14 protein-coding genes are annotated in these 14483 nt (G+C 41.6%); 11 read left to right on the top strand and 3 right to left on the bottom strand.

Translation table 11 applies throughout. The features are described 5' to 3' along the window. Positions 1-31 precede the first annotated feature (31 nt). Together Q0688_RS00465 and rne are read right to left on the bottom strand one after the other, a co-directional pair. Positions 32-1339 (bottom strand): DEAD/DEAH box helicase, encoded by a 1308-nt coding sequence (locus tag Q0688_RS00465; RefSeq protein ID WP_299071599.1) that lies wholly within the window; start codon positions 1337-1339, stop codon positions 32-34. Between the two features lie 201 nt (positions 1340-1540). After that, positions 1541-4390, bottom strand: coding sequence for a ribonuclease E (gene rne, locus Q0688_RS00460; protein ID WP_299071856.1), 2850 nt, complete (start codon positions 4388-4390; stop codon positions 1541-1543). A 614-nt stretch (positions 4391-5004) separates the two neighbouring features. On the opposite strand from rne, the gene rluC reads away from it, so the two are divergent. Both rluC and Q0688_RS00450 read left to right on the top strand, forming a co-directional pair. Next, entirely contained in the window at positions 5005-5958 is a 954-nt protein-coding gene (gene rluC / locus Q0688_RS00455) for a 23S rRNA pseudouridine(955/2504/2580) synthase RluC (RefSeq protein WP_299071596.1), read from the top strand. Beyond that, positions 5948-6589, top strand: a complete 642-nt coding sequence (locus Q0688_RS00450; protein ID WP_299071593.1) for an HAD family hydrolase — start codon at positions 5948-5950, stop codon at positions 6587-6589. Before rluC ends, Q0688_RS00450 begins: the two co-directional genes overlap by 11 nt. Here Q0688_RS00450 and Q0688_RS00445 read toward each other — a convergent pair. Further along, complete coding sequence (locus tag Q0688_RS00445; RefSeq protein WP_299071582.1) at positions 6563-7189, bottom strand: nucleoside triphosphate pyrophosphatase; 627 nt, start codon at positions 7187-7189, stop codon at positions 6563-6565. The two genes, Q0688_RS00450 and Q0688_RS00445, sit on opposite strands and share 27 nt — an antisense overlap. A 118-nt stretch (positions 7190-7307) precedes the next feature. On the opposite strand from Q0688_RS00445, the gene yceD reads away from it, so the two are divergent. The 9 genes from yceD to mltG all read left to right on the top strand — a co-directional run bounded on the left by yceD (position 7308) and on the right by mltG (position 14481). Beyond that, entirely contained in the window at positions 7308-7835 is a 528-nt protein-coding gene (gene yceD, locus Q0688_RS00440; RefSeq protein ID WP_299071573.1) for a 23S rRNA accumulation protein YceD, read from the top strand. A 10-nt stretch (positions 7836-7845) separates the two neighbouring features. Further along, positions 7846-8016: a 50S ribosomal protein L32 gene (rpmF, locus tag Q0688_RS00435; RefSeq protein WP_299071569.1), complete on the top strand. Its 171-nt coding sequence runs from the start codon at positions 7846-7848 to the stop codon at positions 8014-8016. Positions 8017-8033: 17 nt separating this feature from the next. Then, positions 8034-9050 carry a phosphate acyltransferase PlsX gene (gene plsX, locus Q0688_RS00430; RefSeq protein ID WP_299071566.1) on the top strand — a complete coding sequence of 339 codons (1017 nt, stop codon included), beginning with the start codon at positions 8034-8036 and terminating at the stop codon, positions 9048-9050. 135 nt (positions 9051-9185) lie between these two features. Beyond that, complete coding sequence (fabD, locus tag Q0688_RS00425) at positions 9186-10112, top strand: ACP S-malonyltransferase (RefSeq protein WP_299071561.1); 927 nt, start codon at positions 9186-9188, stop codon at positions 10110-10112. Between the two features lie 24 nt (positions 10113-10136). Then, positions 10137-10874: a 3-oxoacyl-ACP reductase FabG gene (gene fabG, locus Q0688_RS00420; RefSeq protein WP_299071558.1), complete on the top strand. Its 738-nt coding sequence runs from the start codon at positions 10137-10139 to the stop codon at positions 10872-10874. Between the two features lie 159 nt (positions 10875-11033). After that, a complete protein-coding gene (acpP, locus tag Q0688_RS00415; RefSeq protein WP_299071555.1) occupies positions 11034-11273 on the top strand; it encodes an acyl carrier protein in 240 nt (79 codons plus the stop codon). A 72-nt stretch (positions 11274-11345) separates the two neighbouring features. Further along, positions 11346-12584: a beta-ketoacyl-ACP synthase II gene (fabF, locus tag Q0688_RS00410; protein WP_299071552.1), complete on the top strand. Its 1239-nt coding sequence runs from the start codon at positions 11346-11348 to the stop codon at positions 12582-12584. 59 nt (positions 12585-12643) lie between these two features. Next, on the top strand, positions 12644-13486 hold the full coding sequence (pabC, locus tag Q0688_RS00405; RefSeq protein WP_299071549.1) for an aminodeoxychorismate lyase: 843 nt from the start codon (positions 12644-12646) through the stop codon (positions 13484-13486). Then, a complete protein-coding gene (gene mltG / locus Q0688_RS00400) occupies positions 13486-14481 on the top strand; it encodes an endolytic transglycosylase MltG (RefSeq protein WP_299071546.1) in 996 nt (331 codons plus the stop codon). Before pabC ends, mltG begins: the two co-directional genes overlap by 1 nt. Positions 14482-14483: the final 2 nt, after the last annotated feature.

Raw genomic sequence — 14483 nt, 5'->3', positions numbered from 1 at the left:
ACACCTAAACCGGTGCTAGTGTCATTGCAAATTAACGATTACCACTATTATTGTTTCTGCTTGTATTTCTACCACGGCTAGTGCCTGAAGGGTTGCCTCCTGCGCGGCGTGCTCCTGATCGTTGGCCATCTCTGTGGTCAATTTTTGGCTTTTTAGGTTTTTTCGCTTTAATGGGACGTTGATCGGGTTTTGATTCTGGAAGTGCCTGCGTTGGTTCAAATCCCGCTATGATTTTACGCTGAATAATTTGTTTGGTGAATATTTCAATGTCTACCAACTCTTTAAATTCATCTTGGGTCACCATAGAGATGGCTTGACCTGTAGCGCCAGCGCGGCCGGTTCTGCCAATTCTGTGTACATAGTCCTCAGCTACATTGGGCAAGTCAAAATTGACCACTTGTGGTAATTGGTCGATATCTAAGCCACGGGCGGCTATATCTGTAGCAATAAGGGCTTTTACCCGGCCTTGCTTAAAGTCGGAGAGGGCCTTTGTGCGAGCGCCTTGGCTTTTATTACCGTGAATAGCGGCGGCACTGATACCGCGACTATCAAGTTGTTTAACTATTCTGTTGGCACCGTGCTTAGTGCGGCTAAAGACTAAAACTTGTTGCCAATCATTGTCTTTAATTAAATGGGTGAGAAGTTGAGATTTACGGCTTTTATCCACCGGATAAACCCATTGTTCCACTAAATCAACTGTAGTATTGGCAGGAGTTACTGACACTTCTACGGGGTTATTAACTAAGCCTTTGGCAAGTTTGCGAATGTCGTCGGAAAAAGTGGCGGAAAACATCAGGTTTTGACGTTTTTGAGGTAACAGCTTAATTATTTTTTTGATGTCGTGAATAAAACCCATGTCTAACATACGGTCGGCTTCATCGAGCACCAAGACTTCAAGCTCACTAAATTTCACTGCATTTTGTTGATAGAGATCGAGCAGACGACCTGGGGTCGCCACTAGAATATCTACACCCTTACGTAATTTTTGCATTTGCGGGTTGATGCCCACGCCTCCAAATACTACGGCAGAGCGAAGAGGTAAGTCGCTGCCATAGGTTTGTACACTTTCTGCAATTTGTGCTGCCAGTTCACGAGTAGGCGTAAGTATTAAGGCCCGTGCTTGATTAGGTCTCGCAGATTGACCTTGGCTTAATAAATGTAATATGGGCAAAGTAAAGCCAGCCGTCTTACCTGTACCTGTTTGTGCTGCTGCCATAACATCACAGCCTTGTAGTACGGCAGGTATGGCTTTTGCTTGAATGGGGGAAGGAGTCGTATAGCCTTTATTGGCAACTGCAGATAATATTTTGGGTGAAAGGCCTAGATCGGCAAAACTCATAGATAATTCTCAAATAAGGTAATTGGTTTATATGTTAGACCAAGTCATTAACATTGCATTACTTCAGCTTGAATTTCAAACAGCTAAAAATAGTCGCGGGAGGATACAGTAATTTACTGTTAATAGCACTTAGCGCAGTAATAAAAATGCCGCAAGACTTATAGTCTTGCGGCAGGATTTATACGCTTGAAAAAGCCTTGTTTAGTCGCTCAGTGAACCCGGGCGAGTAGCGGGAGCAGTGGCTGCATTGGCGGCACTTAAAAACACTGCTGATTTACCAGAACGTGTCAATTCCGGTCTAGCTGCATCGTCTAAAGAGCCAACATTGATTTTTTCAAAGGCATCATTAATGGTCTCTGGTCGCGCCATTGGTGCAGACACAGCTTCCTTTTTAGCTCCTTTAGTTGCTACTTTTAAAGAACTTGCCTTCTTCACCACTTTTTTAGCTGGTGCCTTTTTAACCGGCTTTGCCGCTTTTTCTGGTTCAGGTTGAGAGTCGACAACAACACTTTCCGTCTCGCTAGTTTTCTCAATTGCCTCTGGCGCTACTTCAGCTCCAATTGGGTCGGCTGCTAACTCCATAGTGACTTGTTCTGGCTTTTCTGCAATTGTGTCAAGCTTTGCTTCTGTTTCAACTTTTGGTTGGGCTGATACGGCAACCGGCTCATCAAACTGCAGCTCGTCTTGAGTGACTTCAACAGTATTTTCCGTAACAGCTTCGTTATTTTCGTTGGCTTCTTTGCTGTCTTTACGACGCTTTTGACCTGCGGCTCGTATGTGACGTGGGGAGCGACGACTACGAGTTCGAGGTGCCGGCGTCTCATCATTACTAGTATTTGAAGCGACCTCATCAGTTGTTTCAGAAGGTGTCGCAGCGTCCACTTTTGCAGAAGCAGATCCAGGAGCCTGTTGTTCGCTAACTGGGTTACTGGCTTCAATTGCCGTACTTTGAACAGTAGTCTCAACTTGTTCTACTGCAGCTACTTGGGCTTCTGGCGTTGAAGTGATTACCTTATTCTTTTCTTCATTGGTTGCTTCAACTCTTACACTGCGTCTGGTATCACGACGTTTTCTACGCTCGGCAACTTGCTCTTTTTTCTTAGCTGGTGCGTTCTGCTTTGGACTTAACGCAGCGTCTTGAGTTGCATCTTTGCTATCACGACGAGGTTTACGATTATCTTTTCTTGGTTTGCGTTCAGAACGCTCGTTTCTATCTTGGCGATCGTTCCGATTAGTCGTTTTATCACCTTGATCTTTGCGATCAAAGTTTTTGCCATTACGTTTATTCCTATCAGGGCGTGCATTTTTATTTCTACGTTGATTGGTACCTTGGTTGCGGGTACGTGTTGTTTTCTTAGGTACTACTTTTTCTTCTGCCTTAAATAACCCAGAAATCCATTTGCTGGCTTTTTCGAGTAAACTTTCAGAATTTTTATTAGGCGTTGAAGGCGCATTTTTTTTCTGCTCGGGCGCAATTAAGCTTTGCAAAGCAGGTTGCTCTTTTGCCATGGCGGGAGCAACGGTTTTATCAGTAATATTTTCCGCTTGTTCAATTAAAGGTAAGTTGTAGCTCATTTCTTGAACCGCATCATCTGGGCGTCTGCGAGCTACACTATACTGAGGGGTTTCCATACCTGGATTAGGAATAATAACCAATTGTACATTGTGACGTTTTTCAACGCTGCGTACTGATCTGCGTTTTTCGTTAAGTAGATAGGTTGCAACATTAACAGGCAATTGCGCTTCAATTTGCCCTGTGTTGTCTTTGATACTTTCTTCTTCCATGATCCTAAGCACAGACAATGCTAATGACTCAGTACCACGAACTGTGCCATGACCACTACATCTTGGGCACACATTATGAGCCGAATCACCCAAGGAAGGACGTAAACGCTGGCGTGACATTTCAAGTAAACCAAAACGCGAAATACGCCCTAGTTGTACGCGCGCTCGGTCTCCACGAACCGCATCTTTCATACGATTTTCAACTTCACGTTGATGACGTACCGGTGACATATCAATAAAGTCGATAACCACTAAACCACCGGCATCACGTAAACGCAATTGACGGGCAATCTCGTCTGCTGCTTCAAGGTTGGTATTGAAGGCTGTTTCTTCAATGTCACTGCCTTTAGTGGCGCGGGCCGAGTTGATGTCTATGGAGATGAGTGCTTCAGTTGGATCAATAACAATAGAGCCACCTGAGGGCAGCCTTACTTCACGTTGAAATGCCGATTCAATTTGACTTTCAATTTGATAGTGACTGAACAAAGGTACATCACCTTTGTAGAGCTTTACACGGTTGGCGTAGTCAGGACGCATTTGTTCAACGTGTTTTAAGGCTCTTTCGTGTACGCTGGTTTTATCAATTAGGATTTCACCAATATCACGTCTTAGATAATCACGAATTGCACGAACAACTACGTCACTCTCTTGGTGAATAAGGAAAGGAGCAGGGCGTGAATCGGCCATTTCTTTGATACGGCCCCAACCAGATACGAGATAATCTAAATCATATGCGAGTTCTTCAGAAGATTTACCCACGCCAGCGGTTCTAACGATTAAACCCATACCATCAGGCAATTCTAAACCACTTAGAGCTGCTTTTAATTCGGTACGCTCATCGCCTTCGATGCGACGAGATATACCACCCGCTCTAGGGTTATTTGGCATCAGAACTAAATAGCTGCCTGCTAAACTGATAAAGGTAGTGAGTGCCGCGCCTTTTTGGCCTCGCTCTTCTTTATCGATTTGCACAATGACTTCTTGGCCTTCTTTGATCACCTCTTTAATATTAGGGCGACCTTCAAATCGATAACCTTGTGGGAAGTAAGTTCTGGCAATTTCTTTTAAGGGTAAGAAACCATGACGGTCAGCGCCGTAATCGACGAAAGCCGCTTCTAAGCTAGGTTCAACGCGGGTAATAGTTCCTTTGTAAATATTGGCTTTTTTCTGTTCGTGTCCTGGACTTTCTATATCCAAATCATACAATTTTTGGCCATCGACAAGTGCCACGCGCAATTCTTCTTGCTGAGTGGCATTGATTAACATTCTTTTCATTCTTGTTAGCTCGGTAATGTACCGACCACCACAAGTAAAGAACTACGCAGTAATGTGACAATTATTCTAATGCAGCCTCACGACTGTATCTAACAGGTTAAGTTTTTGCTTAAGTGTTTATTTCATTAATTATGTAATGCATTGTTTTTAAACACCTTTACCTACAATTAGTAGGCGCTAAATATGACTTTGTATTTAGCTTACTGATATATAATTTAAAACTTAGCGATATTCAAATCTCGAGTGCTTGTCTGGCTATTTCGTTATGCAAATATCTTGTCAATTCTTTTGTATTCTTTACATCTATGGCGATCAATAGGTTAAATATATCGCTGATGTAAGGGCTCTGTTTAATAATCAAGCCTGTGAAAAGTTACTCACTTCACGGTTGACTAGTCGTATTAGACTTGCAATTTACGCTATATATTAGCGAGGTACGACAATTGGGTCGTTGTTGCATACAGGGCTGATTCATTCATCTGTTTGTTTCATCAATACATTTTATGTATGGAAACCGGCATATTATCACATTAAAGCACTGACACTGGCAAGAGATTAAAAATACTAGACAACTAATAGCCCAATTCAGTTACAATACGCGGCTTATGACAGACTTATCATTTCAAAAAGTTCAATTTATAACTATCGATCCTGACCTAGAAGGCCAAAGGATAGATAACTATTTACGGGTTTTCTTAAAAGGAGTGCCTAAAAGCCTTATTTATCGCATTTTGCGTAAAGGCGAGGTAAGGGTGAATAAAAAGCGGGTTAAGCCAGAGTATAAGTTACAGGCTAATGATGAATTGCGTATTCCTCCTGTTCGCGTATCCGAACCAACTGATTTACCTTCTACAAAGCTAAGTAAAGTATCGAGCTTAGAAAGCCATGTTTTATATGAAGATGACTGGTTGATAGTATTGAATAAGCCATCTGGTACGGCTGTTCATGGTGGTAGTGGCTTAAGCTTTGGCGTCATCGAAGGATTAAGAGCATTGCGACCGCAACAAAAATTTTTAGAATTAGTGCATCGATTAGACCGAGATACATCGGGGTGTTTACTTATCGCCAAAAAGCGCTCTGCTTTAAAGAATCTGCATGAGCAATTAAGAGACAAAAAAGTAGATAAGCGGTACCAAGCACTGGTGGCAGGAGAGTGGCCCGCCAATCGGTTTAAAGTAAAAGCGCCACTTTTAAAAAACACCTTAAAATCTGGTGAGCGGGTAGTGCTTGTTAATGAAGAAGGTAAACCATCAGAAACACGCTATCGTATTTTAGAAGCCTTTAATCAAGCGACGTTAATAGAGGCTTCTCCTATTACGGGGCGCACTCATCAAATTCGCGTTCATTGTTTACATGCCGGTCATCCTATCGCCGCTGATAATAGATACGGCGATAAAGAGTTTGAGCAAAGATTACAAAAGTTGGGTCTTAAAAGACTATTTTTGCATGCTCACTCTTTGGCATTTATTCATCCAAATACTGACGAAAGAGTTAGTTACAAAGCACCACTAGAGCCAATTTTAGTCAGCGTGTTAAAGAGACTTAGAAGTGAAATATAAAGCCATAGTGTTTGATTGGGATGGTACCTTGATGGACTCTATCGCCAAAATTGTTGAAAGTATGCAGGCCAGTGCTAGACATTTGAATTTACCAGTACCTAGTTATGATCAAGCTAAAAATGTTATAGGCATCAGTCTTTTACCTGCATTACAGCAGCTATTTAATATACATGATGATAAAGCAGCGATGGATCTTTTTTATACCTACAAAGCGCAGTTTAAAGATCATAAACAAGTCAGTAGCCCACTGTTTGATGGGGCGATAGAATTATTGACGACTCTTAAAAACAAAGGCTATGTGTTGGCGGTTGCCACTGGAAAAGCCCGTTTGGGTCTTGAACATAATTGGCAACACTCAAATACTGGGCATTTTTTTAGTCTGTCTAAAACTGCTGATGATGCAAAAAGCAAACCTTCGCCTGATATGCTGCAACAGATCTTATCAGAGTTAAATTTATCAGCTGATCAGGTTTTGATGGTGGGGGACACCACTTACGATATGGCGATGGCTGAAGCCATTAATATGGATAGAGTTGGGGTGAGCTTTGGTGTGCATAGCACAGCAGCCTTGCAAAAGCATAAACCCGTGGCGGTGATCAACGAGTTAAGTGAGTTGTTGCTGCACGTTTAAATGGTGTGGTTGCATATAGTCAAACAAATCTACAGACATAGATGTAAACATATCTATCAGGGCAATCAATGGTAAGCCAACTAAGGTATTGGGATCTCTGCCTTTTAGAGATTCAAACAAGGCTATGCCTAAACCTTCACATTTAAAACTACCGGCACAATCAAAAGGCTGCTCAATGTGCAAATAAGTTGCGATTTGACTTTCAGTCAAAAGTTTAAAGGTCACGTCAAAGGTTTCTGTTCGTTGCAATAATTGATTTGTTGCAGTGTGAACTAGGCATAATCCAGTATAAAATGTAACAGTTTGACCACTACACATCATCAGTTGTTGTTTAGCTTTTTCAAACCCTCCCGGCTTACCTAATATTTGACCGTTAATGCTAGCTAATTGATCTGAGCCTATAACATAGCTATTAAAATGAGCATGTTGTGTGGCTATGGCTAGTGACTTTTCTTTGGCAAGCCGTTGTACTTGAGTTGAAATAGACTCATTGGGCACCGATGACTCATCAATATTGGGAGCAATACTCGAAAACGGCACATGTAATTTTTCTAAAATGGATTGGCGGTAAGAAGAGCTCGATGCCAGAATGATTTTCATAGAAAGGGTTACTAAATTATAGATTGTGCCTCAAAGCATATAAAATGCCGCACTTGGTGTCACTAGCTATGATTTTTTCTTTGACTAAATGCCATTGTCGCTATAATATGCGCGCGCTATGCAGAAAGTGAAACTACCCAAGCAGGTAGACCCAGTTAAAAGCGCCACATTACGCTCTGATTATCAGGGTGTAGTTTTGTCGTCTGAGATGCCAAGATTGCTTGGAGCTGTAGCCGATATTGCTAAAGAAGTTGATGTTGAAGTTAAATTTGCGAAAGACGAGCAGGGTCTAACGTATTTTCAAGGTCATATGGCATGTGCTACATCACTAGTATGCGAGAGATGTAATGAAGTCTTTGATCATCCATTGGATGTATCTTTTTGTTTTAGCCCCGTGCAGAGTGCTAAAGAAGAAGATGAAGATGAGTTACCGGAAGTTTACGAACCGGTTGAGGTCGATGACCATGGAGAAATCAATTTATTTCAAATTTTTGAAGACGAATTGATTTTATCATTGCCTATAGTAGCCCTTCATGCAGAGAAGGATTGCAAACAAAAGCGTGATAAAATGAGTTTCGGAACAATTGAACCGGTCGATGAACGTCCAAACCCGTTCGCGGTTTTGAAAGAACTTAAGCGAGACTAGGAGTAAAGTAATGGCTGTACAGAAGAGTAAAAAAACTCGTTCAAGACGTGGTATGCGTCGTTCACACGATGCACTTGGTACTGCGACTTTGTCTGTAGATTCAACGTCAGGTGAGACACATGTTCGTCATCACGTGACCGCTGATGGTTACTACAAAGGCAAAAAAGTTTTACCTCTTTAATTTAAAGAGTTAGAACTTTGAGTCGTCTAACCATAGCGTTAGATATCATGGGGGGCGATCACGGCCCCCATATTATTTTTCCGGCTGCGTTAACTGCACTGCAACAAACACCCCATCTTCACTTTATATTTTGTGGTCCTTTGACTGTTATGTCTAAGTGGCTGGATAAACAACTTCCCGATATTCAACAGCGGATTACCTTATCTGATTGCCCAGAAACAGTGGCAATGGATGATGCGCCCGGCCATGCATTACGTCACAAAAAAAACTCATCCATGCGACGCATTCTCGATTTAGTAGAGAATAATGACGCCGACGCTTGTGTAAGTGGAGGAAATACTGGTGCTTTGATCAGCATGGCATATTATGTATTAAAAACGCTTCCAGGTATTGTTCGTCCAGCCCTTGTAACTTTAGTACCTACCCTTAATAACGGTAATGTGTACTTTCTGGATTTAGGCGCAAATATCAGTTGTGATTCAGAAGTGCTATTTCAACATGCGGTTATGGGCTCTGTATTAGCTGAACAGGTTGCAATTATTAATGAGCCAAAAGTTGGGCTCCTAAATGTTGGTTCTGAAGAAATAAAAGGTAATGACCAAGTCAAGCAGGCCGCTAGATTATTAACTGAAAGTAAAGATATAAATTACATAGGATTTGTTGAGGGCAATGATATCTTCTCCGAAAAAGCTAATGTGATTGTTACCGATGGTTTTGTTGGCAATGTTGCATTGAAATCTTGGGAAGGATTAGTGAATTTCGTTATTCAAGAAGTTAAAAATGCATCTCAGCGTAGCTGGGGTTCAAAAGTTTTGGCTAAACTCGCTATGCCTTTGTTTCGCAGTATTTTTAAACGGATGAAACCCGACCAGTATAACGGTGCAAGTCTGTTAGGATTGCGCGGAATTGTAGTAAAGAGCCATGGTAATGCATCGTCTAAGGCTTATTTATATGCTATTCGAGAGGCTATCCAGCAAGTTGAACTACAAGTGCCAGAAAAAATAAAAGATCGAATAGCCGTTGTTTTAAAGTAAAATCCATTTTGTAATTAAGATAATTGCAAAAGTTATTTTAGAGTCTTACAAGGTATTAATAACTACAGTTTTAGCCATTTTGACTGCGCAGCAGCATAAACACATGACAAAAATAAAATTTTTAGAGAAACAAATATGAGTAAACAAGCATGGGTTTTTCCTGGTCAGGGCTCCCAAACCTTAGGTATGTTAAGTGATTTAGCCGCCGAAAATACAAGCATCCATACCACCTTTGAACAGGCCAGTAATGTCTTAGGCTACAATTTATGGGATGTGACTCAGAATGATGAGCAGAAGCTTAATCAAACCCATATAACTCAACCAGCATTACTCGCGGCTAGTTATGCAATTTATACCCTGCTAGTTGAAAAGGGGGTGAGTGCACCTGCCTATATGGCCGGCCATAGCTTAGGAGAGTACTCGGCTTTAGTATGTGCAGGTGCTATAGATTTTGCTGATGCTATTAAATTGGTAGAGGCACGAGGACAATTTATGCAACAAGCAGTACCAGCAGGTGTTGGTGCGATGTATGCCATCATTGGCCTAGATGATGACAAAGTAATGTCGAGTTGCAATCAAGCTCAGTTAAGTACCAATGAAATAGTCGCAGCCGTCAACTTTAATTCACCGGGTCAAATAGTTATTGCTGGAAACAAAAGTGCAGCTGAAGTCGCCGCTGAGCTCTGTATAGAACAGGGGGCTAAACGAGCTTTGCCTTTAGCTGTGAGTGTTCCTTCTCATTGCGCATTAATGAAACCTGCAGCGGAGCAACTGGAACGTTTACTAAAAGAGATAACAATTCATACACCAAAAATCCCCGTCATTAATAATGTTGATGTTGCAAGTCCCACAGTTCCAGAAGAGATAAAACAGGCTTTAATCGAACAGTTATATAGCCCTGTTCGCTGGACAGAAACCATCACTAAACTGGCCAAGTTAGAAGTCGACTCGTTATTAGAAGTGGGACCATCAAAAGTTTTAACTGGTTTAACCAAGCGTATTGATAAGCGTATAAGTTGCACCGCAATTAACACTGTGGAATCAATTAATTCATTGATTTAATTTACTATTTTTAGAAGAGAATGTATGGCTAATTTAAAAGGCAGTATCGCACTAGTGACAGGCGCAAGTAGAGGCATTGGCAAAGCAATAGCCGAGCGCTTGGTTGCCGACGGCGCAACAGTAATAGGTACTGCGACATCCCAAAGTGGTGCTGAGGCGATCAGTGACTATCTGCAAGGCAGCGGGGAAGGGAAAGTACTTGATGTTTCAAGCCCCGATTCAATGCAAAGGTTATTGACCGAGATCACTGAAAAACATGGTGGTGTGGATATTCTTGTCAATAATGCGGGTATCACTCGTGATAACTTGCTGATGCGTATGAAAGACGATGAATGGCAAAGTATAATGGATACTAACTTAACCTCTATCTTTAAAATGTCTAAGGCGGTACTTAGGGGGATGATGAAAAAACGTAAAGGACGGATTATTAATATAGGCTCAGTGGTCGGCTCTACGGGCAATGGTGGACAAGCCAATTATGCAGCTGCCAAGGCTGGCGTAATAGGTTTTAGTAAATCCATGGCCCGTGAAGTTGCCTCAAGAGGCATTACTGTCAATGTTGTAGCGCCGGGTTTTATCGATACAGATATGACCAAATCACTCACCGATGAGCAAAAAGAAAGTATATTTAAAGATATTCCAGCGAACCGTTTAGGCAACCCTAAAGAAATTGCCGCAACTGTTGGATTTTTAGCCAGTGATGAAGCTGCATATATCACTGGAGAGACAATACATGTTAACGGAGGCATGTATATGGGGTAAAGTGTCAGTAATTGATGCTTTACTAAACGAATAAATATTTATTAAGCTGCGAGTGGTTAGACCAGAAAGAAAGATGAATCTCTTGCTTGCAAGGGGGCACTTAGCCCAATACACTACTCGCAAAATTTATATCTAGCGACTTAAAGGAAAACTAGAATTATGAGTACTATCGAAGAACGTGTTAAAAAAATCGTTGTTGAACAACTTGGTGTTAAAGAAGATGAAGTTAAACCAGAAGCTTCTTTTGTAGATGATTTAGGTGCGGATTCATTAGACACTGTTGAGTTGGTAATGGCGCTCGAAGAAGAGTTCGATACTGAAATTCCTGACGAAGAAGCTGAAAAAATCACAACTGTTCAGTCTGCTATTGATTACGTCAACGCTAACAAAGACGCGTAAAATATAAAGCGGTCCTTTCTGGGCCGTTTTTTTTCTCAAATAATCATTTTCTATAGATAGTCGGAGGACGATGTGTCTAAACGTCGCGTAGTTGTGACTGGCCTTGGCATGTTTTCACCTAACGGCAATACAGTCGATTCTACTTGGAAAAATATTCTTGCCGGAAAAAGCGGCATTGCTCCCATTACTTCATTTGATACTGATTCTTTTGCTACTCGTTTTGCTGGTGAAGTCAAAGATTTTGACGTTGAGCACTATATTCCCAAAAAAGAAGCCAAGAAAATGGATCGGTTTATTCAGCTTGGTATAGCTGCTGGAAAACAAGCGCTTGAACACTCTGGCTTTAAGGTAACGGCAGAAAACGCAGGCCGAATTGGTGTCGCTATTGGCTCTGGAATTGGTGGCTTAGGCTTGATTGAAGAAAATCATCGAAAGTTGATTGAATTTGGTCCTCGTAAAATATCCCCGTTTTTTGTACCTGCCACTATTACTAATATGGTGTCTGGTTTTTTCTCGATATTCGAAGGTATCAAAGGCCCAAATATCAACGTAGTCACCGCTTGTACCACAGGGGTGCATAATATTGGTATTGCAGCCCGGACCATAGCTTACGGTGACGCCGATGCCATGATAGCAGGTGGCGCTGAGTCTACAGTCTGTGCTTTGGGTATAGGGGGCTTTTCGGCCGCTCGGGCTTTATCAACCCTTAACGAAAATCCAACTACTGCCAGTCGTCCTTGGGATAAAGACAGAGATGGATTTGTTATGGGAGAGGGCGCAGGGGTCATCATGTTGGAAGACTATGATTCAGCTATTGCCCGTGGTGCCACTATTTATGCAGAACTCGTTGGTTTTGGTATGAGTGGTGATGCCTACCACATGACATCGCCCCCAATTGATGGGGAAGGTGCCGCCGCTGCTATGAAAAATGCCATCAACGACGCTAAGGTTAGCCCAACAAAAATTGGTTATATTAATGCCCATGGTACCTCTACATCAGCCGGAGATTTGGCCGAAGTCGCAGCGATTAAACAAGTCTTTGCTGATCATGCTGACAAGCTATTGGTGAGTTCAACTAAATCGATGATAGGGCACTTACTCGGAGCGGCTGGTTCAGTAGAGGCTATTTTTACGATCCTGGCGTTACGTGACCAAATCGCACCTCCTACCATTAATTTGGATAACCCTAGCGAAGGTTGTGATCTCGATTTTGTTGCTCATACCGCCAGACCAGCTAAGTTGGAATACGCCTTATGTAATTCATTTGGTTTTGGTGGCACTAATGGTGCGTTGTTGTTTAAAAAACACTAGGCAAATTTTAGCATTTGAGTATGATTGAAGCTCTATTATCCCTCTCAACCCAAGAATAAATGATTGTAAACGGTAGTCAGCAACAAAATATCGATATTGCAGACCGAGCCTTTCAATATGGTGACGGTTGCTTTACAACTATGGCGTTTAGAAACGGACATTTAGAGCTTTTTGAAGCTCATATTGAACGCCTAAAGTGGGCCTGCCGTAGGCTGTTTATAGAATTTGATAAGTGGTCTAAATTAAAAGATTGTATTCTTGACTCTATAAAATCTAGTAACGAAATTGTCGTAAAAGTTATGATAACCCGAGGCTCGGGTGGCAGAGGGTATCATCCTGAAGGAGCAGTCAACCCACGATTCATCATAACCCATCACCCTTTGCCTACCCATTACTCGGATTGGCAAAGAAAGGGTATCAGTGTCACAACTAGCCCTATCGAACTCGCTTTGCAGCCACTATTAGCTGGGATCAAACATTTGAATCGATTAGAGCAAGTTTTGATTAAACAAGCGCTGGCAAAAACGCCATTTGATGATGCGATTGTGTGTGATACTCGACAACAAGTCGTTGAGTCCTCAATGGGGAACCTATTTTGGTACAACAAAGATGTATGGTATACCGCAGATCTTAGCGGTGCGGGTGTTGAAGGGGTTATGCGTAACCTTGTTTTGGATGTTATGCAACAAATTGGGCAAGAAGTGCTGATTGTTAAGCAGGGTATTCATACTTTGTTTAGTGCCCAAGAGATTTTTGTGTGCAATGCCTTGATGAAATTAGTACCCATCACTAGTGTATTTGATCATATGATTCAAAAACGAGTGAGTTATCCCATCAAGCACTGCACGCAACTACAGCAACATGTTCATCAAGCCATTAAACTCAAGGCGATAAAAGTCTAATGAAAGTTGTAAAGTGGTTATCTATTATTGGTTTGATTTTAGGTTTGCTTTTTATTGCGGTACTGTTCTATCTAGACAAAAAAGTGCATCAACCGCTTAATCTTTCTAAGGCAACGAGCTATACAGTTAAGTCTGGAGCGTCTGCTAAAGGATTACTTAATCGTTTAAAGAAGCAAGGAATAATTAGCGATAATCTTGGCCTTAAAATTAGACTGAAACTCGAACCAGAGCTGGCCAATGTTAAGGTGGGCACCTATGAATTATTGCCCTCTATGAGTGCCTTAGACTTACTAGAATTGTTTTCAAGTGGTAAAGAAATGCAGTTTTCAATTAGTTTGGTTGAAGGACTCAACTGGCGTGAATGGTTGTTGGTGCTGAAAGCTCATCCTCAGATTGTGTTTAGCAATGACTTTCAGCAGAAGCTCGAGGAGATATCCAGATTATTACCGCATCAGTCGATTGAGGGATTTCTTTTACCCGATACTTATCATTTTGTGGCACAAACCAAGGCTATTGAGTTGGTTAAACGTGCCCATTTAAGTATGCAACAATATTTGAATACTGCATGGAGTAATCGAGCACTCAATTTGCCTTATCAATCTGCCTATGAAGGTTTAACTATGGCCTCCATAATAGAAAAAGAAACGGGAGTAGCCAGTGAGCGCCCTCGGATATCAGGTGTTTTTGTTAATCGACTCAATTTAAAGATGCGTCTACAGACCGATCCAACGGTTATTTATGGAATGGGCGATAGATTTGATGGCAATATTAGGCGAAAAGATCTAAAGACTGCCACTCCCTACAATACTTATGTAATTAAAGGATTGCCGCCTACACCAATAGCTATGCCAAGTAAGGCTGCTATTGACGCTGCTTTTAACCCAATGACCACTGATGAATTGTATTTCGTGTCAAAAGGAGATGGAAGTCACCAGTTTTCAGTCACTTTGCAACAGCACAATTCTGCTGTGCGTAAGTATCAATTAAAAAAATAAGA

The organism is uncultured Paraglaciecola sp. (assembly GCF_937123705.1).
Taxonomy (GTDB): Bacteria; Pseudomonadota; Gammaproteobacteria; order Enterobacterales; family Alteromonadaceae; genus Paraglaciecola.
The sequence above is the reverse complement of the archived record's forward strand: the minus strand, read 5'-3'. Positions and strand labels throughout refer to the sequence as shown.

Excerpts from the sequence above, each read along its gene's own strand:
- Q0688_RS00465 (WP_299071599.1), bottom strand. The coding sequence starts at position 1,339 with ATGAGTTTTGCCGATCTAGGCCTTTCACCCAAAATATTATCTGCAGTT.
- rne (WP_299071856.1), bottom strand. The coding sequence starts at position 4,390 with ATGTTAATCAATGCCACTCAGCAAGAAGAATTGCGCGTGGCACTTGTC.
- rluC (WP_299071596.1), top strand. The coding sequence starts at position 5,005 with ATGACAGACTTATCATTTCAAAAAGTTCAATTTATAACTATCGATCCT.
- Q0688_RS00445 (WP_299071582.1), bottom strand. The coding sequence starts at position 7,189 with ATGAAAATCATTCTGGCATCGAGCTCTTCTTACCGCCAATCCATTTTA.
- yceD (WP_299071573.1), top strand. The coding sequence starts at position 7,308 with ATGCAGAAAGTGAAACTACCCAAGCAGGTAGACCCAGTTAAAAGCGCC.
- rpmF (WP_299071569.1), top strand. The coding sequence starts at position 7,846 with ATGGCTGTACAGAAGAGTAAAAAAACTCGTTCAAGACGTGGTATGCGT.
- fabD (WP_299071561.1), top strand. The coding sequence starts at position 9,186 with ATGAGTAAACAAGCATGGGTTTTTCCTGGTCAGGGCTCCCAAACCTTA.
- fabG (WP_299071558.1), top strand. The coding sequence starts at position 10,137 with ATGGCTAATTTAAAAGGCAGTATCGCACTAGTGACAGGCGCAAGTAGA.
- acpP (WP_299071555.1), top strand. The coding sequence starts at position 11,034 with ATGAGTACTATCGAAGAACGTGTTAAAAAAATCGTTGTTGAACAACTT.
- pabC (WP_299071549.1), top strand. The coding sequence starts at position 12,644 with ATGATTGTAAACGGTAGTCAGCAACAAAATATCGATATTGCAGACCGA.
- mltG (WP_299071546.1), top strand. The coding sequence starts at position 13,486 with ATGAAAGTTGTAAAGTGGTTATCTATTATTGGTTTGATTTTAGGTTTG.